This is a genomic window from Pseudomonas sp. GW822-FHT05A08, assembly GCF_058800485.1.
In genome coordinates this window covers 3,411,143-3,434,559 of record NZ_CM179511.1, presented here as the reverse complement: position 1 = coordinate 3,434,559, position 23,417 = coordinate 3,411,143, and the positions used below count along the sequence as shown (strand labels likewise).

Annotated in this window: 22 protein-coding genes; 17 read left to right on the top strand and 5 right to left on the bottom strand. The window is 65.2% G+C overall.

The window, feature by feature from the left end; translation table 11 throughout:
* Positions 1–158 precede the first annotated feature (158 nt).
* A complete protein-coding gene (gene paaX, locus AC3RCP_RS15445; RefSeq protein WP_087091048.1) occupies positions 159–1,082 on the bottom strand; it encodes a phenylacetic acid degradation operon negative regulatory protein PaaX in 924 nt (307 codons plus the stop codon).
* A gap of 87 nt (positions 1,083–1,169) precedes the next feature.
* Positions 1,170–1,766 carry a phenylacetic acid degradation protein PaaY gene (gene paaY, locus AC3RCP_RS15440; protein ID WP_101337895.1) on the bottom strand — a complete coding sequence of 199 codons (597 nt, stop codon included), beginning with the start codon at positions 1,764–1,766 and terminating at the stop codon, positions 1,170–1,172.
* Between the two features lie 358 nt (positions 1,767–2,124).
* Between paaY and paaF the strand changes: the two genes are divergently transcribed.
* From paaF to nhaB, 16 genes are all read left to right on the top strand, one after another.
* Positions 2,125–2,898, top strand: a complete 774-nt coding sequence (paaF, locus tag AC3RCP_RS15435) for a 2,3-dehydroadipyl-CoA hydratase PaaF (protein WP_492570329.1) — start codon at positions 2,125–2,127, stop codon at positions 2,896–2,898.
* 50 nt (positions 2,899–2,948) lie between these two features.
* Positions 2,949–3,740, top strand: coding sequence for a 2-(1,2-epoxy-1,2-dihydrophenyl)acetyl-CoA isomerase PaaG (gene paaG / locus AC3RCP_RS15430; RefSeq protein ID WP_492570327.1), 792 nt, complete (start codon positions 2,949–2,951; stop codon positions 3,738–3,740).
* A gap of 2 nt (positions 3,741–3,742) precedes the next feature.
* Positions 3,743–5,260 (top strand): 3-hydroxyacyl-CoA dehydrogenase PaaH, encoded by a 1,518-nt coding sequence (gene paaH, locus AC3RCP_RS15425; RefSeq protein WP_492570326.1) that lies wholly within the window; start codon positions 3,743–3,745, stop codon positions 5,258–5,260.
* Positions 5,253–5,702: a hydroxyphenylacetyl-CoA thioesterase PaaI gene (gene paaI, locus AC3RCP_RS15420; protein ID WP_101337891.1), complete on the top strand. Its 450-nt coding sequence runs from the start codon at positions 5,253–5,255 to the stop codon at positions 5,700–5,702. The genes paaH and paaI overlap by 8 nt, the downstream gene beginning before the upstream one ends.
* Positions 5,695–6,900 carry a 3-oxoadipyl-CoA thiolase gene (gene pcaF / locus AC3RCP_RS15415; RefSeq protein ID WP_492570324.1) on the top strand — a complete coding sequence of 402 codons (1,206 nt, stop codon included), beginning with the start codon at positions 5,695–5,697 and terminating at the stop codon, positions 6,898–6,900. The genes paaI and pcaF overlap by 8 nt, the downstream gene beginning before the upstream one ends.
* A 102-nt stretch (positions 6,901–7,002) precedes the next feature.
* On the top strand, positions 7,003–8,325 hold the full coding sequence (paaK, locus tag AC3RCP_RS15410) for a phenylacetate--CoA ligase PaaK (RefSeq protein ID WP_101337889.1): 1,323 nt from the start codon (positions 7,003–7,005) through the stop codon (positions 8,323–8,325).
* 177 nt (positions 8,326–8,502) lie between these two features.
* Entirely contained in the window at positions 8,503–9,492 is a 990-nt protein-coding gene (paaA, locus tag AC3RCP_RS15405) for a 1,2-phenylacetyl-CoA epoxidase subunit PaaA (protein WP_007926503.1), read from the top strand.
* A gap of 134 nt (positions 9,493–9,626) precedes the next feature.
* Positions 9,627–9,908, top strand: coding sequence for a 1,2-phenylacetyl-CoA epoxidase subunit PaaB (gene paaB, locus AC3RCP_RS15400; RefSeq protein ID WP_007926505.1), 282 nt, complete (start codon positions 9,627–9,629; stop codon positions 9,906–9,908).
* Between the two features lie 8 nt (positions 9,909–9,916).
* Positions 9,917–10,678, top strand: a complete 762-nt coding sequence (gene paaC, locus AC3RCP_RS15395) for a 1,2-phenylacetyl-CoA epoxidase subunit PaaC (protein WP_492570321.1) — start codon at positions 9,917–9,919, stop codon at positions 10,676–10,678.
* Positions 10,665–11,198, top strand: coding sequence for a 1,2-phenylacetyl-CoA epoxidase subunit PaaD (gene paaD / locus AC3RCP_RS15390; RefSeq protein ID WP_492570319.1), 534 nt, complete (start codon positions 10,665–10,667; stop codon positions 11,196–11,198). Before paaC ends, paaD begins: the two co-directional genes overlap by 14 nt.
* 24 nt (positions 11,199–11,222) lie before the next feature.
* Positions 11,223–12,299 (top strand): 1,2-phenylacetyl-CoA epoxidase subunit PaaE, encoded by a 1,077-nt coding sequence (gene paaE, locus AC3RCP_RS15385; RefSeq protein WP_492570317.1) that lies wholly within the window; start codon positions 11,223–11,225, stop codon positions 12,297–12,299.
* Between the two features lie 172 nt (positions 12,300–12,471).
* Positions 12,472–12,780, top strand: a complete 309-nt coding sequence (locus AC3RCP_RS15380) for a DUF485 domain-containing protein (protein WP_007926513.1) — start codon at positions 12,472–12,474, stop codon at positions 12,778–12,780.
* On the top strand, positions 12,777–14,423 hold the full coding sequence (locus tag AC3RCP_RS15375; RefSeq protein ID WP_102679949.1) for a cation acetate symporter: 1,647 nt from the start codon (positions 12,777–12,779) through the stop codon (positions 14,421–14,423). The genes AC3RCP_RS15380 and AC3RCP_RS15375 overlap by 4 nt, the downstream gene beginning before the upstream one ends.
* Positions 14,424–14,456: 33 nt before the next feature.
* Complete coding sequence (locus AC3RCP_RS15370; RefSeq protein WP_492570315.1) at positions 14,457–15,710, top strand: OprD family porin; 1,254 nt, start codon at positions 14,457–14,459, stop codon at positions 15,708–15,710.
* Between the two features lie 58 nt (positions 15,711–15,768).
* Entirely contained in the window at positions 15,769–17,823 is a 2,055-nt protein-coding gene (gene paaZ, locus AC3RCP_RS15365; protein WP_492570314.1) for a phenylacetic acid degradation bifunctional protein PaaZ, read from the top strand.
* A gap of 138 nt (positions 17,824–17,961) precedes the next feature.
* Positions 17,962–19,464 carry a sodium/proton antiporter NhaB gene (gene nhaB, locus AC3RCP_RS15360; RefSeq protein ID WP_101337882.1) on the top strand — a complete coding sequence of 501 codons (1,503 nt, stop codon included), beginning with the start codon at positions 17,962–17,964 and terminating at the stop codon, positions 19,462–19,464.
* A gap of 126 nt (positions 19,465–19,590) precedes the next feature.
* On the opposite strand, the gene AC3RCP_RS15355 is transcribed toward nhaB, so the two are convergent.
* The 3 genes from AC3RCP_RS15355 to gnd are packed head-to-tail and all read right to left on the bottom strand — an operon-like array spanning position 19,591 to position 22,939.
* A complete protein-coding gene (locus AC3RCP_RS15355) occupies positions 19,591–20,412 on the bottom strand; it encodes an HAD family hydrolase (RefSeq protein WP_492570312.1) in 822 nt (273 codons plus the stop codon).
* Positions 20,409–21,929 carry a glucose-6-phosphate dehydrogenase gene (gene zwf / locus AC3RCP_RS15350; RefSeq protein ID WP_053261060.1) on the bottom strand — a complete coding sequence of 507 codons (1,521 nt, stop codon included), beginning with the start codon at positions 21,927–21,929 and terminating at the stop codon, positions 20,409–20,411. Before zwf ends, AC3RCP_RS15355 begins: the two co-directional genes overlap by 4 nt.
* Complete coding sequence (gene gnd / locus AC3RCP_RS15345) at positions 21,926–22,939, bottom strand: phosphogluconate dehydrogenase (NAD(+)-dependent, decarboxylating) (protein WP_225970778.1); 1,014 nt, start codon at positions 22,937–22,939, stop codon at positions 21,926–21,928. The genes zwf and gnd overlap by 4 nt, the downstream gene beginning before the upstream one ends.
* A 230-nt stretch (positions 22,940–23,169) precedes the next feature.
* Here gnd and AC3RCP_RS15340 point away from each other — a divergent pair, with 230 nt between their 5' ends.
* Positions 23,170–23,343, top strand: coding sequence for a DUF6026 family protein (locus AC3RCP_RS15340; RefSeq protein WP_007922719.1), 174 nt, complete (start codon positions 23,170–23,172; stop codon positions 23,341–23,343).
* The last annotated feature ends 74 nt before the right edge of the window (positions 23,344–23,417 follow it).

Genomic DNA, 23,417 nt, shown 5'->3' with positions numbered 1-23,417 from the left:
CGCCTGTTTCAAGGCGAGTCTCCAGACACTCGTTAAAACCTCTTTATTACCGCCTTAGTCCGCGCCTGACATGGCGCTTTAGTATCTGCCGCACATCCCTCGCCAGGCGCCCCCCGATACTCGAGTGTTCCTGAACGAGGGCTGCATCTTGAAACGCCTTATTTCAAACCGCCAAAACGCCGATAGAAACTTTCGCCCACGTCGGGCAGCGGACCGTCGGCGTTTTCCAGCGCGTCGTTGAGCCATTCCTCGGCCTTGGCGTAGATCAGGCGATAGATGTTGCGGCAGAGCTGGCGCGCCGCCCGGCCTTCCCAGTCGCCAGGCAGCAATTCGTCCGGCAACTGCGGGTCGCGCAGCAGCAGTTTGCGGTACTCGTGAATCAGCAGCAGGCGCGCCAGGAAACAATCGGCCGGTTGCAGTTGCTCCTGCTCGCGCAGCGCTTGCCACAGCGGCCGGAACAACTGGATGAACTCGCTGTAGTGAGCCGCCAGCTCATCGATGTTCCAGCTTTCGCGCACCTGCAGGCGCAATGCCTTGGAGGCCAGTACATCCTGGGCAGTGGTCTCGAACACAATGGTGTCTTCCTGGGCACCAAGGTCCACCAGGGTCGCGTTGATGTCCGCCCGATCGCTGCGGGGACAGGCCAGCACCACCGGCGAAATCGCGCCAAAACCTTGCCATTCCAGCTCTTCGCGCACCTGCTTGCGCTTGTCCTGGCCAAGCTGCGACAGCATGACCAGGCACCAGGAACCATCCCAGGCCGGCACGCTGGCGTTATAGACCCGCTTGAAGGCCTTGTCGAAACGCCGGCGACCGGTACCGGTCAGGCTGTAATAACTGCGGCGCCCGACTTTCTCGGCGCTCAGCCAGCCTTCCTTGGTCAGGCGAAAGATCGAGGTGCGGATCAGCCGCTCGTTGATGCCGATGGGTTCGAGCAACTGGATCAGGCTGCCCAGCCATACCGTACCGCCGTGGGGTTCGATGGCATCGCCGTACAGGGTAATGATCAGGGAGCTAGCGCGAATCGGCGTCTGCTCCTGGAAACGGGTCACAAGATGATTCAACGGTGCTAGGGACGACATGGGCGTACCGGACAAAAAGGAAGAAATATACCGGGTTTCACCGGCTTGGAGTGGCCTGGAGCGCGCGACCCACTGTGCCCTGCTTGTTCACTGACCAGTATTTTTCGGGCGCAGGCCGCTGTCAGTGATCCGCGGGCGATTGGCTTCGGGTTCCGCGAGCGGCTCACAGACCTGCATCTGCTCCAGGCAGCGCCTGGCCAGCTGTTGATATTCACGGGTGCCGGCCTGCTTCCAGTACAGCTCTTCGTCGCTGAGGCGGCGTTTGACACTGGCCGGGGCGCCCATGACCAGCGACTGCTCCGCACACTCGAAGCCGGCCTTGACGAAGGCCGCCGCGGACACGAAGCAGCGTGGCGCGATCCGCGCGTTATCCATCACCACTGCGTTCATTCCCACCAGCGCATCGGCGCCGATCCGGCAGCCATGCAGCACCGCGCCATGGCCAATATGGCCGTTGCGCTCGACCACCGTGTCGCTGTCGGGAAAACCGTGCATCACACAGGTGTCCTGCAGGTTGGCCCCCTCCTCCAGCACGATCCGCCCGAAATCGCCGCGCAGGCTGGCCAGCGGGCCGATGTAGCAATGGGCACCGACTATCACGTCGCCGATCAGCACGGCGGACGGATGCACATAAGCACTGGGATGGACCACCGGGGTCAGGCCGTCGAGGCTGTAGCAGGTCATGAGGTACTCCTTGGCTAGGGCAGCGAGTCGACACATTGCGCAAAGCGATGCCGATCAGGATTTATTTTGTATCACATCAAGCTTAAACAAAAAAGCGGAAAAGCAGTATCACGTCGCTGCTCAGCAAAGGCTGCTAAGCAAAGGCCATAGCCCCAGTAAAACCCAGAAAATCACGACTTGATCGACCCTCTCCGTCCTGGCGCAACCGATTCAAACCCTCAAAATAAAGACACAATAATTGTATTTTCAAGTTGATTTTATGTATCGCTTTGGCGATATACTCGGCGAAAACCGGCTTCCCAGCCGATCCAATAATGACCCGGCCCTGCGCCGAGTGTGCACTGCGAGGGCATCCGCCATGCCTCAAACCCTTGCTGTCGAAAGCCTCGATGGCGGCGTTCGACTGATTACCCTGCAACGCCCCGCCGCCCTGAATGCCCTGACCAGCGAATTGCTCGGCGAACTGGCGGCTGCCCTGGACGTCGCCCAGGCCGATGACACTGTCCAGGTCGTGGTGCTGACCGGCAGCCGCAAGGCCTTCGCCGCCGGCGCCGACATCAATGAAATGGCCGAGCGCGATCTCACCGGCATCCTCAATGACCCGCGCCAGGCTTCCTGGCAGCGGATCACCGGCTTCAGCAAGCCTCTGATCGCCGCGGTCAACGGTTTCGCCCTCGGCGGCGGCTGCGAGCTGGCCATGCACGCCGACATCCTGATTGCTGGCGAGGATGCCCGTTTTGGCCAGCCGGAAATCAACCTCGGGATCATGCCCGGCGCCGGCGGCACCCAGCGCCTGCTGCGGGCGGTCGGCAAGTCCCTGGCCATGCAGATGGTCCTTGGCGGCGAGTCGATCGATGCCCGCCATGCCTTGCGCGCCGGTCTGGTCAGCGAAGTCACCCAACCGGAACTCACGGTCGAGCGTGCCTTGCAGTTGGCGCGGCTGATTGCCGGCAAGGCGCCGCTGGCCCTGCGCCTGGCCAAGGAGGCGCTGCTCAAGGCGCTGGACACCGACCTCGCCAGCGGCCTGCGCTTCGAGCGCCATGCCTTCACGGTACTGGCCGGCACCCGCGACCGCGAAGAAGGCATCCGTGCCTTCCAGGAAAAACGCCGGCCCCGCTTCACCGGCCACTAGGCCGCCGCAGCGGCCAACGACTCACACGACCTGTCAGAGAGCGCCAGAACATGAACTTCGAACACATCCTGTTTTCCGTCGAGGCAGGCGTCGCCCTCCTCAGCCTGAACCGCCCCGAGCAGCTCAACAGCTTCAATGCGCAGATGCATGGCGAGGTCCGCGAAGCGCTCAAGCAACTGCGCGCCAATCCCGAGGCCCGGGTACTGCTGCTGACCGGCGAAGGCCGGGGTTTCTGCGCCGGTCAGGACCTGAGCGACCGCAACGTCGCCCCCGGCGCGGAGGTGCCGGACCTGGGCGAATCCATCGAGCGCTTCTATAACCCGCTGATCCGCCAGTTGCGCGACCTGCCGCTGCCGGTGATCTGCGCGGTGAACGGCGTGGCCGCCGGGGCCGGGGCCAACATTCCCCTGGCCTGCGACCTGGTACTGGCCGGTCGTTCGGCGAGCTTTATCCAGGCGTTCTGCAAGATCGGCCTGATCCCCGACTCCGGCGGCACCTGGACCCTGCCGCGCCTGGTCGGCATGGCGCGGGCCAAGGCCCTGGCCCTGCTGGGCAATCGCCTGACGGCCGAACAGGCCGAGCAATGGGGCCTGATCTATCGCTGCGTCGAAGATGTCGAATTGCGTGATGAGGCCCTCAAGCTTGCGCGCCACCTGGCCACCCAACCGACCTATGGCCTGGCACTGATCAAGCGCAGCCTCAACGCCAGCCTGAACAACAGCTTCGACGAACAGCTGGAACTGGAAAAAGACCTGCAACGCCTGGCCGGACGCAGCGAGGACTACCGCGAAGGCGTGAGCGCCTTCATGGACAAACGCACACCGACCTTCAAGGGGCGTTGAACATGAACCCACTGACACCCCAGGCCCGCGTCGCGGTGATCGGCGCCGGCGCGATGGGTGCCGGCATCGCCCAGGTCGCGGCCCAGGCCGGCCATCCGGTATGGCTGCTGGACAACCGCCCGGGCGCCGCGGCGCAAGCCATCGCCAGCATCGACCGGCAACTCGCCAGGCGCGTGACCAATGGCAAGCTCGATGCCCAGGCGCACAGAGCGACCATGGCCCGACTGCAGGCGGCCGAAGCCATCGAGCCACTGGCCGACAGCGAGCTGATCATCGAAGCCATCGCCGAGAACCTCGAAGCCAAGCGCGAGCTGTTTCGCCAGCTGGAAAGCCTGTGCCGCGACAGCTGCATCCTCGCCAGCAACACCTCTTCGCTGTCGATCACCCGCATCGCCGCCGGCCTGAAACGACCCGAACGCCTGCTGGGCCTGCACTTTTTCAATCCGGCACCGGTCATGCCGCTGGTCGAGGTCGTCTCGGGACTGGCCAGCGACCGGCAACTGGCGCAGTGCCTGTACGACACCGCCACGAACTGGGGCAAGCAGCCGGTGCACACCCGCTCCACCCCGGGCTTTATCGTCAACCGCGTGGCCCGGCCGTTCTACGCCGAAAGCCTGCGCCTGCTGCAGGAAGGCGCCGGCGACTGCGCCACGCTCGACGCCCTGCTGCGCGAGGCCGGTGGTTTTGCCATGGGTGCCTTCGAACTGACAGACCTGATCGGTCATGACGTCAACTACGCGGTGACCCGCTCGGTATTCGAGGCCTATTACGGCGACATGCGCTTTCAGCCATCGCTGATTCAGCAGGAACTGGTGGATGCCGGGCACTTCGGACGCAAGACCGGCCAGGGTTTCTATGCCTATGCCGAGGGCGTCGAACGCCCCGCCCCCGTGGAGTTGCACAGCGAGCAAAACATCGAGCACTGCGTGGTCGAGGGCGACCTGGGGGCTGCCCACGGCTTGCTGCAACGCTTGCGCGAGTCCGGTGTGCACCTGGTCGAGCGTGATGGCCCTGGCCTGTTGCGAGTCGGCGATGCGGTACTGGCCGTCAGCGACGGACGCCTGGCCAGCCAGCGCGCCCGCGACCAAGGCTTGAGCAACCTGATCCTGCTGGACCTGGCCCATGACTATGCCAGCGCTGGCCGCCTGGCGATCAGTTGCTGCGCCGGCACCAACCCACTGGCCCGCGACCAGGCGGTGGCACTGTTGCAACGCGCCGGGTTCAAGGTCAGCCAGCTCAGCGACAGCCCGGGGCTGCTGGTCCTGCGCACCGTGGCGATGCTCGCCAACGAGGCCGCCGACGCCTTGCTGCAAGGCGTGGCCTCGGCAGTGGACATCGACCTGGCGATGCGTGCCGGGGTCAATTACCCCGAAGGCCCCCTGGCCTGGGCCGACCGCCTGGGCCTGCCGCAGGTACTCGAGGTCCTGCAAAACCTGCAGGCCGCCTATGGCGAGGAACGTTACCGACCGTCCCTGCTGTTGCGCCGCCGGGTTGCCGAAGGGAGGACGCTGCATGCTTGATCACCCTGCCATGAGCCTGGCCAGCGCCTGCGCCCAGAGCCTGTTCAAACGCGACAACGCCAGCCAGGCCCTGGGCATGCGCCTATTGTCGGTGGCGCCCGGCGTCGCCCGGCTGGGCATGAGCGTGCGCGAAGACATGCTGCAAGGCCACGGCACCTGCCACGGCGGCTTGCTGTTCACCCTGGCGGACTCGGCCTTCGCCCTGGCCTGCAATACCTACGACGAAGCCACGGTGGCCATCGGCTGTAGCATCGACTACATCGCCCCGGCCCGTCTGGGCGACACCCTGACCGCCGATTGCATCGAGCAAAGCCGCAACGGCCGCACCGGTAACTACGACGTGCGGATCGAAAACCAGCATGGCGTGTTGATCGCCCTGTTCCACGGCAAATCCTACAAAGTGCGCGGCCCGGTGCTGGCGCAGGAGGCCCCCAATGAATGACGCCCTGATCATCGATGCAGTCCGCACCCCCATCGGCCGTTACGGCGGCGCCCTGAGCAGCGTGCGCGCCGACGACCTGGGCGCGGTGCCGTTACGCGCCCTGGTGCAGCGCAACCCCGGAGTCGACTGGAGCCGGGTCGACGACGTGATCTACGGCTGCGCCAACCAGGCCGGCGAAGACAATCGCAACGTGGCACGCATGTCGGCGCTGCTGGCCGGGTTGCCGGTGGAGGTCCCCGGCACCACCCTCAACCGCTTGTGCGGCTCCGGCCTGGACGCCATTGGCAGCGCCGCCCGCGCCCTGCGTTGTGGCGAGGCCGGGCTGGTGCTGGCCGGCGGCGTCGAATCGATGTCCCGCGCGCCGCTGGTGATGGGCAAGGCGCAGACCGCGTTTTCGCGCCAGGCCGAGCTGTTCGACACCACCATCGGCTGGCGCTTCGTCAACCCGTTGATGGAACAAGGCTTCGGCATCGACTCGATGCCGGAGACCGCGGAAAACGTCGCCGCGCAGTTCGGCATTTCCCGCGCCGACCAGGACGCCTTCGCCCTGCGCAGCCAGCAGCGGGCCGCGGCGGCGCAAGCCAGCGGACGCCTGGCCAGGGAAATAGTCACGGTGCCCATCCCCCAGCGCAAAGGCCCGCCGACCCTGGTCGAACACGACGAGCACCCAAGGGGCGACACCACCCTCGAACAATTGCAGAAGCTCGGCACGCCATTCCGCCAGGGCGGCAGCGTCACCGCGGGCAACGCCTCGGGGGTCAACGACGGCGCCTGCGCCCTGTTGCTGGCCGACGCGGTAACCGCGCAACGCTACGGCCTCAAGGCTCGGGGTCGGGTGGTCGCCATGGCCACCGCCGGGGTCGAACCGCGGATCATGGGCATCGGCCCGGTGCCGGCCACGCGCAAGGTGCTGGAACTGGCCCGGCTGAGCCTGGCGGACATGGACGTGATCGAGCTCAACGAGGCGTTCGCCGCCCAGGGCCTGGCGGTGCTGCGCGAGCTGGGCCTGGCGGACGACGACGAGCGGGTCAACCCCAACGGCGGCGCCATCGCCCTGGGCCACCCCCTGGGCATGAGCGGCGCGCGCCTGGTGACCACCGCGCTGCACGAACTGGAGCAACGCCAGGGTCGCTACGCCTTGTGCACCATGTGCATCGGCGTGGGCCAGGGCATCGCCCTGATCATCGAACGACTTTAAGACCGGATACACCCGCGCCCGGAGCCCCCACGGGTATCCTGGGCGCAGGCACTCAGGAGCCGCCCGCCGGCGGTTCGACACAACAATAATTCGAGTGAAGCCATGAACATGCCAATTGCCAAAGCCGTGCTTGATCCCCTGCTGGACCCGCTGGAGACCGCCAGCGTCGACCAGTTGCGCCAGCATCAACTGGAACGCCTGCGCTGGAGCCTGAACCACGCCTACCGCAATGTGCCGCTGTACCGCCAGCGCTTCGACGAGCTGGGCGTGCACCCGGACGATGTGCGCAGCCTGGAGGACCTGGCGCAGTTCCCATTCACCAGCAAGTCCGACCTGCGCGACAACTATCCCTACGGCATGTTCGCCGTGCCGATCGAGGACGTGGTGCGCCTGCACGCCTCCAGCGGCACCACCGGCAAGCCGACGGTGGTCGGCTACACCCAGAACGACATCGACACCTGGGCCAGGGTGGTCGCGCGCTCGATTCGCGCCGCCGGCGGCCGGCGTGGCGACAAGGTCCATGTGTCCTACGGCTACGGCCTGTTCACCGGCGGCCTGGGGGCGCACTACGGTGCCGAGCGCCTGGGCTGCACGGTGATTCCGATGTCCGGCGGCCAGACCGAAAAACAGGTGCAGCTGATCAAGGACTTCCAGCCGGACATCATCATGGTCACGCCCTCCTACATGCTCAACATCGCCGATGAGATCGAGCGCCAAGGCATCGATCCGCAAAAGCTCGCCCTGCGCCTGGGGATCTTCGGCGCCGAACCCTGGACCGCCGAACTGCGCAGCGCCATCGAACAGCGCCTGGGCATCACCGCGCTGGATATCTACGGGCTCTCGGAAATCATGGGCCCCGGCGTGGCCATGGAATGCGCCGAGACCAAGGACGGGCCGACCCTCTGGGAGGACCACTTCTACCCCGAGATCATCGACCCGGTGACCGGACAGGTGTTGCCGGACGGCCAGATGGGCGAGCTGGTGTTCACTTCGCTGAGCAAGGAAGCCCTGCCGATGATCCGCTACCGCACCCGCGACCTGACCCGCCTGCTGCCCGGCACCGCGCGGCCCATGCGGCGTATCGACAAGATCACCGGGCGCAGCGACGACATGCTGATCATTCGCGGGGTCAACGTGTTCCCCACGCAGATCGAGGAGCAGGTGCTCAAGGTCCGGCAACTCTGCGAATGCTACGAGATCCACCTGTACCGCAACGGCAACCTCGACAGCGTCGAGGTCCATGTGGAACTCAAGAACGAGCATCGACAGCTGGGCGACGAACAGCAGAAAGCCATCTGCGACGAACTGAGCCGGCACATCAAGACTTACATCGGTATCAGCTCGCGTATCGTTTTGCGCCCGGCCTTTTCCCTCAAGCGCTCCGAGGGCAAGGCCAGCCACGTGATGGACAATCGGCAGAAATAAGCCATTCCAAGCTTAAAGCCCCGCTTCGGCGGGGCTTTTTTTGCTCGAGGGAAAGCCTTCAATGAGCAAAGCGATACAAAACTATATACGACACTCTATTTTGTGTTTGATATTTATTTTTGTATCACATATAAAGCTCTCCATGCCCAGGCAATCCTTCACGGCAGGAGACGCACCATGTACGCACAGCTGGTAGAGACCGGAGTCAAAAGCATCAAGCCTCGTTCGGAGATGTCCGAACAGGAACGCGCCTTCCAGGACAAAATCGATTCGGAAATCAAGATCGAAGCCAAGAACTGGATGCCGGATGCCTATCGGCAAACCCTGATCCGGCAGATTTCCCAGCACGCCCATTCGGAAATCGTCGGCATGCTGCCCGAAGGCAACTGGGTGACCCGCGCCCCGACCCTCAAGCGCAAGCTGCAACTGATGGCCAAGATCCAGGACGAAGCCGGCCACGGCCTGTACCTGTACAGCGCGATGGAAACCCTGGGCGCCGACCGCGACGAGGAAATCGCCAAGCTGCACAGCGGCCGCGCCAAGTACTCGAGCATCTTCAACTACCCGACGCTGAACTGGGCCGACATGGGCGCGGTGGGCTGGCTGGTGGACGGTGCGGCGATCGTCAACCAGGTGGTGCTGCAGCGCACCTCCTACGGCCCCTACTCCCGGGCCATGGTGCGCATCTGCAAGGAAGAGAGCTTCCACCAGCGCCAGGGCTACGAAATCCTCCTGACCATGATGCGCGAGGGCAACCAGGCGCAGAAGGACATGGTCCAGGACGCCATCAACCGCCTGTGGTGGCCGGCGCTGATGATGTTCGGCCCCAGCGACGAACACTCGCCCAACAGCGCGCAGTCCATGGCCTGGAAGATCAAGCGCCAGAGCAACGACGAACTGCGCCAGCGCTTCATCGACCAGACCATCCCGCAGCTGGAACTGCTCGGCTGCACCTGCCCGGACCCGGACCTTAGGTGGAACGCCGAACGCGGCCACTACGACTTCGGCGAGATCCAGTGGGACGAATTCTACGAAGTGCTCAAGGGCAACGGCCCTTGCAACCAGGAACGCGTCGCTACCCGGCGCAAGGCCATCGAGGACGGCGCCTGGGTGCGCGAAGCCGCGGTCGCCCACGCCCGCAAGAAAACCAATAAAAACGCCGCGTGAACCGTAGCCGCTGCCGAAGGTTGCAATAAGGCCCGAAGGGCCTTCGAGGGCCTCAAGAGCGCTCCCCCTTCGGGGTCGATCGCAGCCTGCGGCCGCGGCTACATGAATTCAGCCCCTGATGTGGAGTCACCCTTATGTCCGAATGGACCCTCTTCGAAGTCTTCGTGCGCAGCAAGCACGGGCTCAACCACAAACATGTCGGCAGCGTGCACGCCGCCGACAGCGCCATGGCCATCGAGAACGCCCGCGAGCTCTACACCCGCCGCAGCGAAGGCGTGAGTCTGTGGGTGGTGCCCTCGGCGCTGATCGTCGCCTCGTCCCCGGATGAAAAGGACCCGCTGTTCGACCCGGCGGACGACAAGGTCTATCGCCACGCCAGCTTCTACGAGCTGCCGGCCGAAGTCGGGCACATGTGAGGTCGACCATGAACACGCAAAACGAATTGATCCAATACCTGCTGCGCCTGGGCGACAGCGCCCTGGTCCAGGGCCAGCGCCTGTGCCAGTGGTGCGGCCGCGCGCCGGCCCTGGAAGAAGAACTGGCGCTGATGAACGTCGGCCTCGACCTGGTGGGCCAGGCCCGCAACTGGCTGGACTACGCCGCCGAACTGCTGGACGACGGCCGCGATGCCGACCACCTGGCGTTCCGCCGCGACGAGCGGGCCTATCGCAACCTGCTGCTGGTGGAACAGCCCAACGGCGATTTCGCCGTGACCCTGCTCAAGCAGTTTCTCTACGATGCCTGGCACCTGGAAGTGCTCAAGGGCCTGGCCCAGTCCAGCGACGAACGCATCGCCGGGATCGCCGCCAAGGCGGTGAAGGAAGTCACCTATCACCTGCGCCGCTCCAGCGAATGGGTCGAACGCCTGGGCGACGGCACCGAGCACAGCCACCAGCGCATGCTGGAGGCGATTCCCCTGCTCTGGCGCTTCACCGTCGAGCTGATCGGCGGCGACGACAGCGAAAACCACCTGCACGACGCCGACATCATCGCCGACCCCGCGCAGGTCGCCAGCGCCTGGCAGGCGACGGTGGCGCGGATTTTCGCCAGCGCCACCCTGCCCCTGCCAGCGGCCCCCAGCCATTTCTACCTGGATGCCCGCCGCGGCCTGCACAGCGAACACCTGGGCATTCTGCTGGCGGAAATGCAGGCGCTGCCACGAGCGTACCCCGATGCGACCTGGTGAGCTGATTTCCAGCGACCGCGGCGCCCGGGCCCTGCAACCGGGCGACCTGGAAGCCGCCTGGAACATCCTGGGCGCGGTCATGGACCCGGAGGTGCCGGTGGTCAGCGTGGTGGAGCTGGGCATCGTCCGCGACCTCGACTGGCACGACGGCCACCTGCAGGTGGTGGTCACCCCGACCTACTCCGGCTGCCCGGCCACCGAGGTGATCGAGGACGATATCCGCGCCGCCCTGGAACTCGCCGGGTTTCCCGCGCCCCGGCTGCAACGCCGGCTGACCCCGGCCTGGAGCACCGACTGGATCACCGCCAGCGGCCGCGAACGGCTGCGGGCCTACGGCATCGCCCCGCCCGTGGGCAGTGGCAGCAAGCGCAGCCTGCTGGGCGAAAGCGCTGCCATCTGCTGCCCGCAATGTGGCAGCAGCCACACCGAACAGCTCAGCGAATTCGGCTCGACCGCCTGCAAGGCGCTGTATCGCTGCCGGGACTGCCTGGAGCCGTTCGACTATTTCAAGTGCATCTGACGCCGTGTCAGTGGGAGAACAACCATGAGCAAATTCCACAGCCTGACCATCAAGGATGTGCGCAGCGAAACCCGCGACGCGGTGTCCATCGCCTTCGAGATTCCGCAGCACCTGCAGGACAGCTTTCATTTCACCCAGGGCCAGCATCTGGTGATGCGCACCCAACTGGATGGCGAGGAAGTGCGCCGTTCCTATTCGATCTGCGCCGGGGTCAACGATGGCGAGTTGCGCATTGCCGTCAAGCGCGTGGCCGGCGGGCGTTTTTCGGCGTTCGCCAATGACCGGCTCAAGCCCGGGCACTGCCTGGACGTGATGCCGCCCGCCGGGCACTTCCATGTCGAACTCGACCCCGCGCGCCATGGCCAGTACCTGGCGGTGGCGGCCGGCAGCGGCATCACACCGATCCTGTCGATCATCAAGAGCACCCTGGAAACCGAGCCCCACAGCCGCGTCACCCTGCTGTACGGCAACCGCGCAAGCTCCGCCGCCCTGTTTCGCGAACAGCTGGAAGACCTGAAGAATCGCTACCTGCAACGCCTGAACCTGATCTTCGTGTTCAGCCGCGAACAGCAGGACGTCGACCTCTACAACGGCCGGATCGACGCCGACAAATGCGCCCGGCTGTTTTCCCGCTGGCTCGACGTCAAGGCCCTGGACGCCGCCTTCATCTGCGGCCCGCAGGCGATGACCGAAACCGTGCGCGACAGCCTGAAAACCCATGGCATGGCCGCCGAGCGCATTCACTTCGAGCTGTTCGCCGCCGCGGGCAGCCCGCACAAGCGCGAGGCCCGCGAAGCCGCCCGGCAGCACGACGCGGCGGTCAGCCAGATCACCGTGATCAGCGACGGTCGCGCCCTGGCCTTCGACCTGCCGCGCAATAGCCAGAGCATCCTCGACGCCGGCAATGCCCAGGGCGCCGAACTGCCCTATTCGTGCCGCGCCGGGGTGTGCTCCACCTGCAAGTGCAAGGTGATCGAGGGCGAAGTGGAGATGGACAGCAACCACGCCCTCGAGGACTACGAAATGGCTGCCGGGTACGTGCTGTCGTGCCAGTCGTTCCCGGTCAGCGACAAGGTGGTGCTGGACTTCGACCAGCTCTGACCTGTGGCCACTGCCGGAGGCTGCGATCGACTTGGGCGGCACTCCGACGAAGCGGGCGCACGATCTTGAGATCGCTGAAGGCCTTCGGCCTTATCGCAGCCTCCGGCAGCGGCTACAGAAAAAATTCACCGCGTTTCAACCAAAACAAAAACAACATCAAGAGAGCGCTCCCATGACCCCGCAAGACATCGAACAGATCCGCCGGCACCCCGACTTCATCCAGCTGGTGCGCCGCAAACAGAACCTCTACTGGTCCCTGACCCTGGCCATGCTGGTGATCTACTACGGCTTCGTGCTGCTGGTGGCGTTTTCCCCCAGCACCCTGGGGCGCTCGCTCAGTGGCGGGGTGACCACGGTGGGTATGCTGGTGGGCGTGGCGATCGTGCTGCTGGCCTTCGCCCTCACCGGCTTTTATGTCTATCGCGCCAATAACGTGATCGACCCGCTGAACGAAAAGCTCAAGCAGGAGTGCGCCCAATGAAGCGCTTGCTGGCGTTGTTCGCCCTGCCGTGTCTGTTCGCCACCGACCTGGCGCTGGCCGCCGAAGGCAGCGCGCGCCCCTTGAACTGGAACGCCATCGGCATGTTCCTGGTGTTTGTCCTGTTCACCCTCGGCGTCACCCGCTGGGCCGCCCTGCGCACCCGCTCGGCCAGCGACTTCTATACCGCCGGCGGCGGCATGAGCGGCTTGCAGAATGGCCTGGCGATCGCCGGCGACATGATCTCCGCAGCGTCCTTCCTGGGCATCTCGGCGATGATGTTCCTCAACGGCTACGACGGCCTGCTGTACGCCCTGGGCGTACTCGCCGGCTGGCCGATCATCCTGTTCCTGATCGCCGAACGCCTGCGCAACCTGGGCAAGTACACCTTCGCCGACGTGGTGTCCTACCGCCTGGAACAGACCCCGGTGCGCCTGACCTCGGCCTTCGGCACCCTGACTGTGGCCCTGATGTACCTGGTGGCGCAGATGGTCGGCGCCGGCAAGCTGATCGAGTTGCTGTTCGGCATCAGCTACCTCTATGCGGTGATGCTGGTCGGGGTGCTGATGGTGTTCTACGTGACCTTCGGCGGCATGCTCGCCACCACCTGGGTGCAGATCATCAAGGCGGTGATGCTGCTGTTCGGCACCAGCTTCATGGCGTTCATGGTGCTCAGGCATTTCGGCTTCAGCACCGAGGCGATGTTCGCCGGGGCCAGCGCCGTGCACGCCAAGGGCAGCGCGATCATGGCCCCGGGCGGGCTGCTGTCGAACCCCATCGACGCCATTTCCCTGGGCCTGGGCATGATGTTCGGCACCGCCGGCCTGCCGCATATCCTGATGCGTTTCTTTACCGTCAGCGACGCCAAGGAAGCGCGCAAGAGCGTGTTCTACGCCACCGGTTTCATCGGCTACTTCTATCTGCTGCTGATCGTGGTCGGCTTCGGCGCGATCGTCATGGTCGGCACCGATCCTTCGTTCCGCGACGCCAGCGGCGCGATCATCGGCGGCGGCAACATGATCGCCGTGCACCTGGCCCAGGCGGTGGGCGGCAACCTGTTCCTCGGCTTCATCTCGGCGGTGGCCTTCGCCACCATCCTCGCGGTGGTCGCCGGCCTGGCGCTGTCCGGCGCCTCGGCGGTGTCCCACGACCTGTACGCCTGCGTGCTGCGCAAGGGCCAGGCCAGCGAGCAGCAGGAAATGCGCGTGTCGCGCATCGCCACCCTGTGCATCGGCGTGCTGGCGATCGTCCTCGGCCTGCTGTTCGAGTCGCAGAACATTGCCTTCCTCTCCGGGCTGGTGCTGGCCATCGCCGCCTCGGTGAATTTCCCGGTGCTGTTCCTTTCGATGTTCTGGAAAGGCCTGACCACCCGCGGCGCCGTGACCGGCAGCCTGGCCGGACTGGTGTCGGCGATCGTGCTGCTGGTGCTGAGCCCGGCGGTCTGGGTCAACGTGCTGCATCACGAACGGGCGCTGTTCCCTTATTCCAACCCGGCGCTGTTTTCCATGAGCCTGGCGTTCCTCAGTGCCTGGCTGTTCTCGGTGACCGACACCTCGGCGCGGGCCGAACTGGAGCGTGGCCGCTACCTCGCGCAGTTCATCCGCTCGATGACCGGTATCGGCGCCTCCGGCGCCAGCAAACACTGAACCCGTTCCGATCGATGACAGGGAATAACAACAATGAACCCCGTTTCCATCGCCTCACCGAAACACCTGCTGCCGGCCATGGCCTCGCTGGGCCTGGGCCTGTTCACCTGCAGCGTACAAGCCGACTTCATCGGCGACAGCAAGGCGCGGATCGAAATGCGCAACCACTACATCAACCGTGACTTCCGCCAGGCCAACGCCGCGCAGTCCAAGGCCGAGGAATGGGCCCAGGGCTTCACCGCGCGGCTCGAGTCCGGCTACACCGAGGGCACCCTGGGTTTCGGCCTGGACGCCCTCGGCGAGCTCGGGCTCAAGCTCGACTCCAGCGCGGATCGCCGCGGCACTGGCCTGCTGCCGTTCGGCCCCAACAGCCACGAACCTGCGGACGAGTTCAGCGAGCTGGGCCTGACCGGCAAGCTGCGCCTGTCGAAAAGCGTCTTGAAGATCGGCACCCTGCAACCGCTGCTGCCCGTGGCCACTTACAACGACACCCGTCTGCTCGGCTCGACGTTCCAGGGCGGCCTGCTGACCAGCCAGGAAATCAGCGGCCTGACGGTAAATGCCGGGCGCCTGACCGAAGCCAACCTGCGGGACTCCTCGAGCAACGACGACATCGGTTATGGCGCCGCCCGCAGCGATCATTTCGACTTCGCCGGTGGCAGCTACGCCTTCAGCCCGCAGCTGAGCCTCAGCTACTACTACGGCAAGCTCGAACAGATCTATCGCCAGCACTATCTCGGCCTGCTGCATACCCAGCCCCTGGGCGGCGGCTTCAGCCTGCGCAGCGACCTGCGCTACTTCGACAGCCGTGGCGACGGCGCCGAGCGCGCCGGGCGGATCGACAACCGCAACTTCAACAGCCTGTTCAGCCTGATCAAGGGAGCGCACAAAATCAGCGCCACCTGGCAGCAGCTGTCCGGTGACAGCGCCTTCCCGTTCCTCAACGGCGGCGATCCCTACGTGGTCAACCTGGTGACCTACAACACCTACACCCGCGCCGAGGAAGACTCCTGGCAGCTGCGCTACGACTACGACTTCGCGGCCATGGGCCTGCCCGGCCTGACCTTCATGACCCGCTACACCGACGGCCGCCACGTCAAGGCGGGCAACATCGACAACGGCCGCGAGACCGAACGCGACACCGACATCACCTACGTGATCCAGAGCGGACCGCTGAAGGACCTGAGCATCCGCTGGCGCAACGTGACCTTTCGTTCGGGCAACGGCCTGACCACCGACCTCGACGAGAACCGCCTGATCCTCGGCTACACCCTGGCTCTTTGGTAAACCCCGCCGGCGCGGTCGCTGGCCGCGCCGGCCTCATTCATCATCCGGAGGAATCGTGATGCCTCACGCCCCCACCCTGCAAAGCTTCATCGCCGGCCGCTGGATCGGCCAACACGGCGCCCAGGTGCTGCGCAGCGCCATCGACGGCCACGAACTGGCCCGCACCCATGAAGAACGCCTGGATTTCGCCGAGGCGCTCGACCATGGCCGGCGCCAGGGCATCGCCTCCCTCATGGCCCTGGACTTCCAGCAGCGCGCCCAGCGGCTCAAGGCGCTGGCGCTGTACCTGAGCGAGCGCAAGGAACAGCTGTACGCTATCTCCCATCACAGCGGCGCCACCCGCGCCGACAGCTGGATCGACATCGAGGGCGGCAACAGCACCCTGTTCACCTATGCCAGCCTGGGTTCGCGGGAACTGCCCTCGGGCAATATCGTCCACGAAGGCCCGGCGCTGCCGTTGAGCAAGCTCGGCAGTTTCGCCGGCACCCATATCCTGGTGCCCCGCGGTGGCCTGGCGGTGCATATCAACGCTTTCAACTTCCCGATCTGGGGCATGCTGGAAAAATTCGCCCCGAGCTTCCTCGCCGGCATGCCGTGCATCGTCAAGCCAGCCACCGCCACCAGCTACCTGACCGAAGCCGTGGTGCGCCTGATGGATGAATCGGGGCTGTTGCCCGTCGGCAGCCTGCAACTGGTAATTGGCGGCACCGGCGACCTGCTCGATCGCCTGCAAGGCCAGGACGTACTGACCTTCACCGGCTCGGCCGATACCGCGGCCAGGCTGCGCGCCAACCCACAGCTGATTCGCAACTCGGTGCCGTTCAATGCCGAGGCCGACTCGCTGAACTGCGCGATCCTCGCCCCGGACGTGAGCCCGGACGACGAAGAGTTCGAGCTGTTCATCAAGGAAGTGGCCCGGGAAATGACCACCAAGGCTGGGCAGAAATGCACCGCCATTCGCCGCGCCATTGTGCCGGCCCGGCACCTCGACGCGGTCGCCAGCCGCCTGCGCGACAGGCTGGCCAAGGTGGTGGTCGGCGACCCGGCGGTGGAAGGCGTGCGCATGGGCGCGCTGGCCTCCCACGACCAGCAACGGGACGTGGCCGAACGCCTGGAGAGCTTGTTGCAGAGCAGCGACCTGTTGTTCGGCGCCCGCGACGGCTTCGAGCCGCGCGGGGCAAACACCCGCCAGGGCGCGTTCTTCGCCCCGACCCTGTTGCAGGCCCGCGACCCGCATGCCGAAGGCGGCGCCCACGATATCGAGGCCTTCGGCCCGGTCAGCACGCTGATGGCCTATGACGACCTCGACGAAGCCCTGGCCCTGGCCGCGCGAGGCAAAGGCAGCCTGGTGGCCAGCCTGGTGACCCGCGATCCACGCATCGCCGCCGAGGCCATCCCGGTGGCCGCGGCCTGGCACGGGCGCCTGCTGGTGCTGGACCGCGAATCCGCCGCCGAATCCACCGGCCATGGCTCGCCGCTGCCGCAGCTCAAGCACGGCGGCCCGGGGCGTGCCGGTGGCGGTGAGGAGCTCGGTGGCCTGCGCGCGGTGAAGCACTACCTGCAACGGGCGGCGGTGCAAGGCTCGCCGACCATGCTGGCGGCGGTCACCGGCGAATACGTGCGCGGCGCCAAGGTCATCGAGACCGAGGTGCATCCGTTCCGCCGGTTCTTCCAGGACCTGCAGATCGGCGAGTCGCTGCTGACCCACAGGCGCACGGTGACCGAGGCCGACCTGGTGAACTTCGGCTGCCTGTCCGGCGACCACTTCTATATGCACTTCGACGAGATCGCAGCCAGGGAGTCGCAGTTCGGCAAGCGCATCGCCCACGGTTACTTCGTGCTGTCGGCGGCAGCCGGGCTGTTCGTGTCCCCGGCGCCAGGGCCGGTACTGGCCAACTACGGCCTGGATACCCTGCGCTTCATCAACCCGGTGGGCATCGGCGACACCATCCAGGCGCGCCTGACCTGCAAGCGCAAGATCGACCAGGGCAAGCAGAGCCCGCAAGGCATCCCCCAGGGCGTGGTGGCCTGGGACGTGGAGGTCAGCAACCAGCTGGGCGAGCTGGTGGCCAGCTACGACATCCTGACCCTGGTGGTCAAACGCGAAGACTGACCGGCACCGCCCGCAGGAGCTGGTTTATCGGCTCCTGCGCGGGCCCGGGCGGTATTTGTGGCAAAAGATTTCAGAGTTTCTTGATCTTCACCGGTGCTTGCGGCAAGTTGCGCGCTTCGTCAATACAAGGAGCAGCCAATGTCCGGTTCACTGGCCCAGGCTTTCACCCACAACTTTCTCGGCCATTCACCGCGCTGGTACAAAGCCAGCATTCTCGTCTTCCTGCTGCTCAACCCCTTGCTGCTGTTCACGGTCGGCCCGGTGGCGGCCGGCTGGATGCTGGTGGCCGAGTTCATCTTCGCCCTGGCCATGGCCCTCAAGTGCTACCCGTTGATGCCCGGCGGCCTGCTGGTGCTGGAAGCCGTGGCGCTGGGCATGACCACGCCCCAGGCGCTGTACGACGAACTGGTGCACAACTTCCCGGTGATCCTGCTGCTGATGTTCATGGTGGCCGGCATCTACTTCATGAAGGAGCTGCTGCTGTTCCTGTTCTCCCGGCTGTTGCTGGGGGTACGTTCCAAGGCGCTGCTGGGTCTGCTGTTCTGCTTTCTCTCGGCCTTCCTCTCGGCGTTTCTCGATGCCCTGACGGTGACTGCGGTGATCATCAGCGCCGCGGTGGGCTTCTATTCGGTGTATCACCGGGTGGCGTCCGGCAACGACCCGCGCCAGGACAGCGAATTCAACGACGACCAGCACTTGCCGCAACTGCATCACCAGGACCTGGAGCAGTTCCGCGCCTTCCTGCGCAGCCTGCTGATGCATGGCGCGGTGGGTACCGCCCTGGGTGGCGTCTGCACCCTGGTGGGCGAGCCGCAGAACCTGCTGATCGGCCATGAAATGGGTTGGCACTTCGCCGACTTCTTCCTCAAGGTTGCCCCGGTGTCCCTGCCGGTGCTGGTGGCCGGGCTGGTGACCTGCGTGCTGCTGGAGAAACTGCGCTGGTTCGGCTACGGCACCCTGCTGCCGGACAACGTGCGCGCGGTGCTGGCCAACTACGCCGCTGAAGACAACACCGAACGCACCGACCGGCAACGCGCGGCGCTGCTGGTACAGGGTGTGGCGGCGCTGATCCTGATTGCCGCGCTGGCCCTGCACATCGCCGAGGTCGGCCTGATCGGCCTGATGGTGATCGTGCTGATTACCGCGTTCACCGGCATCACCGACGAGCACCGCCTGGGCAGCGCGTTCAAGGATGCGATGCCGTTCACCGCCCTGCTGGTGGTGTTTTTCGCGGTGGTGGCGGTGATTCACGACCAGCAGCTGTTCACCCCGCTGATCCAGTGGGTGCTGGCGCTGCCAGCGAGCCAGCAACCGGGCATGCTGTTTATCGCCAACGGGCTGTTGTCGGCCATCAGCGATAACGTGTTCGTCGCCACCATCTACATCACCGAAGTGAAACAGGCCTTCGCTTCCGGACTGATGAGCCGCGAACACTTCGAAGCCCTGGCGGTGGCGATCAACACCGGCACCAACCTGCCGAGCGTGGCCACGCCCAACGGCCAGGCGGCGTTCCTGTTCCTGCTGACCTCGGCGATCGCGCCGCTGGTGCGCCTGTCGTATGGACGCATGGTGTGGATGGCGTTGCCCTACACCGTGGTGATGGGGGTGCTGGGCTGGTATGCGGTGAGTTACTGGCTGTAAGGATGTAGCCGCTGCCGCAGGCTCGGGACGCGTTCGGACGATAAGGCCGAAGGCCTTCAGCGATCTGGAGACCGCCACGACCCTGCGGGTCGATCGCAGCCTGTGGCAGCGGCTACAGGTTTTGCATTAGCGCGGCAGGATAAATCGTTCGATCGCCTCGGCGGCGCCATCCACGACATTGCTGCCCGTCACCAGGTCGGCCTGGCGTTTCACCGCCGCTTCGGCCTGGCCCATGGCAATCGACAACCCGGCCTGCTGGAACATCGCCGGGTCGTTGCCGCCATCGCCCAGCGCCGCGGTGCGCGCAAGCGGCACCCCGAGAAACTCCGCCAGGGTGATCAGCGCCTGCCCCTTGTTGGCCAGCAGCGCCGTCACATCCAGGTACACCGGCTGCGAACGGGAGACCTGCGCCCGCCCGCCGACCTGCTCCAGCAAACGCGCCTCCAGCTCCACCAACAGTTCAGTGTCGGCACTGGCGGCGACTATCTTGTCGATGCGCGGCAGGTAGTCCTCGAAGCTCTCCACCACCACCGGCGGATAACCCAGGCCATGCTGCTCGCGCGGCACCATCGGCCCATGGGGATTGCGCAGCAGCCATTCACCGTCGGCGAACACCCAGACTTCGACTTCCGGCTGCGGCGACAGCAGCGCCAGGACCGTGTTGGCGACCGCTACCGGCACATGGTGGCGCACCAGGAAACTGCCATCGGGATTGACGAGGGTGCCGCCATTGAACGCCGCGGTCGGCAGGTCGACGCCCAGGGCCTCGATCTGCTGCAACATGGCCCGCGGCGGCCGCCCAGTGGCGAGGCTGAAGAACACCCCGGCTTCGCGCAGCGCGCGCACCGCGGCGATAGTGCGCTGGCTCAAGCTGTGATCGGGCAGCAGCAAGGTGCCGTCCATGTCGCTGAGCAGGAACTGGATGGGATGCTGCCCCTCGCCCCTCATCCGAGGCTGTGCCATTCACGGCCGTCGCGGGTCAGCAACTCGTCGCCGGCCGCCGGTCCGTCTTCACCGGCCCGGTAGATATGCACCTTGGCCTTTTCCTTCCAGGCATCGAGGAACGGCTGCACCGCGCGCCAGCCGTTTTCAATGTTGTCGGCGCGCTGGAACAGGGTCTGGTCGCCGGTCAGGCAATCGTAGATCAGCGTCTCGTAGCCGGTGGAAGGCTGCATCTCGAAGAAGTTCTTGTAGGCGAACCCCAGCTCGATATTGGCCATCTCCAGGGTCGGCCCGGGCTTTTTCGCCAGCAGGTCGAACCACATGCCTTCATTGGGCTGGATCTGGATGCGCAGGTAGGTCGGCTGCAAGTGGTCGACCTCGGTATCGCGGAACTGCGCGTACGGCGCAGGCTTGAAGCAGATGGCGATCTCGGTGTCGCGCACGCTCATGCGCTTGCCGGTGCGCAGGTAGAACGGCACGCCGACCCAGCGCCAGTTGTCGATCATCACCTTGAGGGCGACGTAGGTTTCGGTGTTGCTGTCCGGGGCCACATTGGCCTCTTCGCGGTAGCCGGCCACCGGCTTGTCGCCCGCCTTGCCCGCCACGTACTGGCCGCGCACCGAGTTGGCCAGGGCCTCTTCGGTGCTCCAGGGACGAATCGCCCCCACCACCTTGGCCTTTTCTCCGCGCACCGCATCGGCGCCGAAGGCCGCCGGCGGTTCCATGGCGACCATCGCCAGCAGCTGGAACAGGTGATTGGGCACCATGTCGCGCAGGGCGCCGGTGTTTTCATAAAAGCTGCCACGGGTTTCCACCCCGACGGTTTCCGCCGCGGTGATCTGCACGTGGTCGATGTAATGGTTGTTCCAGAAAGCCTCGAACAGGCTGTTGGAGAAACGGCTGACCAGAATGTTCTGCACCGTCTCCTTGCCCAGGTAATGGTCGATCCGATAGATCTGCTTCTCGCTCATCACCTTGAGCAGGCATTCGTTCAGCGCTTGCGCGGTGTGCAGGTCGGAGCCGAACGGCTTCTCCACCACCACCCGGCGAAACGCGTTGTCCCCTTCGACCAGCAACCCCGACGCACCCAGGCGCTGCACCACTTCACTGAAGAAGCGCGGTGCGGTGGCCAGGTAGAACACCGCATTGCCGGTGCCGCTGGCGGCGATTTTCGCCGCCAGCGCATCATAGGTGCTGTCGTCCAGGAAGTCGCCCTGGACATAGCTGATGCCATTGGCCAGCTTGGCCCAGAGCGCCGGGTCCAGCGCTTGCGCGCCGCTGCCGACCTTGCCGGCAGCCTCGGTGCGAATGAAGTCCTCGAGCTTCTTGGCGAAATCCACATCGCTGATCGCGTTGTGATCGACGCCGACAATCTTCAACCCCTCATCCAGCAAGCCGTCACGGTTGAGGTTGTACAGCGCCGGCATCAGCAGGCGCTTGACCAGGTCGCCATGGGCGCCGAACAGAAACAGTGTGGTGGGTGGAGCGGGTTGAGCCTTGGACTTCTTTCGCGAGGAGGTCATTTTTTCGGAGTCTCCACGTGGCCGCCGAAGCCGAAACGCATGGCCGACAGCATCTTGTCACCATAGGTGCTCTGCTGGCGGGAACGGAAACGGGCGAACAACGAACTCGACAGCACAGGAACCGGCACCGCCTGCTCGATGGCGGCTTCGATGGTCCAGCGACCTTCGCCGCTGTCGGCCACTTCGCCGGAGAAACCGTCGAGCTGCGGATCGGTGGCCAGGGCGTCGGCGGTCAGGTCCAGCAACCAGGACGAGACCACGCTGCCACGGCGCCAGACTTCGGCGATATCGGCGACGTTGAGGTCGAAGCGCTGGTCTTGCGGCAGGCTTGGCGAGGCTTTGGTCTTGAGGATGTCGAAGCCTTCGGCGAAGGCCTGCATCATGCCGTACTCGATGCCGTTGTGGATCATCTTGACGAAGTGCCCGGCACCGGCGGGGCCGGCGTGAATGTAACCGCGCTCGGCGCGATCGTCTTCGGCCACTCGGTCCTTGGTCCGCGGGATGTCGCCCATGCCCGGTGCCAGCGCATCGAACAGCGGGTCCAGGCGGCGGACGACCTCGGCGTCGCCGCCGATCATCATGCAGTAGCCGCGCTCCAGGCCCCAGACGCCGCCGGAGGTGCCGACGTCGATGTAGTTCAGGCCTTTTTCCGCCAGCGCCTGGGCGCGACGGATGTCGTCCTTATAGTAGGTGTTGCCGCCATCGATGATCACGTCGCCCGGTTCGAGCAACTGGCTGAGGGTTTCGATGGTGTCTTCGGTGGGCGCGCCAGCCGGCAGCATGACCCAGACCGCGCGCGGCTTCTCCAGGCCGGCGACCAGGGCCGGCAGGTCGGCGACGCCCTTGGCGCCTTCGCCACTCAGGGTGCTGACAAAAGCGCTGTTACGGTCATAGACCACGGTTTCATGCCCATTGAGCATCAGGCGCCGCGCAATGTTTCCGCCCATGCGGCCCAGTCCGATAATCCCCAGTTGCATGTGCTGATGCTCCTTACTACTAAATTGTGTCAAAAGGTTATAGCCCAACGAGGCCAGTGAGGGTTAGTCCAGAGCGGCTGGACTAAGTTTCCCAAGCAGTGAGTGGATAACGACGCGAATCGCTTCGAAGGCACAACGACCGCTGAAAATAAAAAAGTTCCCTTTGCCGGCAAAAGAAATCAAAATTGCCGCCGATAGTGTTTCAGGCCCCGGAATTCGAGCGGCCGGACCACAGTTGATGCACGCCATTTGCGAGGTGAGCAATGGGCACAGTACTACCGGCACGACCAGCACAAACCCTCTACGTCACTATCCGTCGTGACGAGTTGCGCGAACTGAAGAACGAGCGCGACCAGTTGAAGCAAGAGCTGGCGCAACTGCGCCTGGCATTGCAGAACCAGGGTCAGGTGGCTGCCGTCACCCAGCTACACGCCTGAGAATCCGAGGAACCCGCCCGCCGTGGCCGGTCCTTGCAACAGGTTGTTAATGAAGCCGGCTGAGTCCTTGATGG

Bases quoted from the DNA above. Each gene is read 5' to 3' on its own strand.
- paaX (WP_087091048.1), bottom strand. From the start codon at position 1,082: ATGTCGTCCCTAGCACCGTTGAATCATCTTGTGACCCGTTTCCAGGAG.
- paaY (WP_101337895.1), bottom strand. From the start codon at position 1,766: ATGACCTGCTACAGCCTCGACGGCCTGACCCCGGTGGTCCATCCCAGT.
- paaF (WP_492570329.1), top strand. From the start codon at position 2,125: ATGCCTCAAACCCTTGCTGTCGAAAGCCTCGATGGCGGCGTTCGACTG.
- paaG (WP_492570327.1), top strand. From the start codon at position 2,949: ATGAACTTCGAACACATCCTGTTTTCCGTCGAGGCAGGCGTCGCCCTC.
- paaH (WP_492570326.1), top strand. From the start codon at position 3,743: ATGAACCCACTGACACCCCAGGCCCGCGTCGCGGTGATCGGCGCCGGC.
- paaI (WP_101337891.1), top strand. From the start codon at position 5,253: ATGCTTGATCACCCTGCCATGAGCCTGGCCAGCGCCTGCGCCCAGAGC.
- pcaF (WP_492570324.1), top strand. From the start codon at position 5,695: ATGAATGACGCCCTGATCATCGATGCAGTCCGCACCCCCATCGGCCGT.
- paaK (WP_101337889.1), top strand. From the start codon at position 7,003: ATGAACATGCCAATTGCCAAAGCCGTGCTTGATCCCCTGCTGGACCCG.
- paaA (WP_007926503.1), top strand. From the start codon at position 8,503: ATGTACGCACAGCTGGTAGAGACCGGAGTCAAAAGCATCAAGCCTCGT.
- paaB (WP_007926505.1), top strand. From the start codon at position 9,627: ATGTCCGAATGGACCCTCTTCGAAGTCTTCGTGCGCAGCAAGCACGGG.
- paaC (WP_492570321.1), top strand. From the start codon at position 9,917: ATGAACACGCAAAACGAATTGATCCAATACCTGCTGCGCCTGGGCGAC.
- paaD (WP_492570319.1), top strand. From the start codon at position 10,665: ATGCGACCTGGTGAGCTGATTTCCAGCGACCGCGGCGCCCGGGCCCTG.
- paaE (WP_492570317.1), top strand. From the start codon at position 11,223: ATGAGCAAATTCCACAGCCTGACCATCAAGGATGTGCGCAGCGAAACC.
- AC3RCP_RS15380 (WP_007926513.1), top strand. From the start codon at position 12,472: ATGACCCCGCAAGACATCGAACAGATCCGCCGGCACCCCGACTTCATC.
- AC3RCP_RS15375 (WP_102679949.1), top strand. From the start codon at position 12,777: ATGAAGCGCTTGCTGGCGTTGTTCGCCCTGCCGTGTCTGTTCGCCACC.
- AC3RCP_RS15370 (WP_492570315.1), top strand. From the start codon at position 14,457: ATGAACCCCGTTTCCATCGCCTCACCGAAACACCTGCTGCCGGCCATG.
- paaZ (WP_492570314.1), top strand. From the start codon at position 15,769: ATGCCTCACGCCCCCACCCTGCAAAGCTTCATCGCCGGCCGCTGGATC.
- nhaB (WP_101337882.1), top strand. From the start codon at position 17,962: ATGTCCGGTTCACTGGCCCAGGCTTTCACCCACAACTTTCTCGGCCAT.
- AC3RCP_RS15355 (WP_492570312.1), bottom strand. From the start codon at position 20,412: ATGAGGGGCGAGGGGCAGCATCCCATCCAGTTCCTGCTCAGCGACATG.
- zwf (WP_053261060.1), bottom strand. From the start codon at position 21,929: ATGACCTCCTCGCGAAAGAAGTCCAAGGCTCAACCCGCTCCACCCACC.
- AC3RCP_RS15340 (WP_007922719.1), top strand. From the start codon at position 23,170: ATGGGCACAGTACTACCGGCACGACCAGCACAAACCCTCTACGTCACT.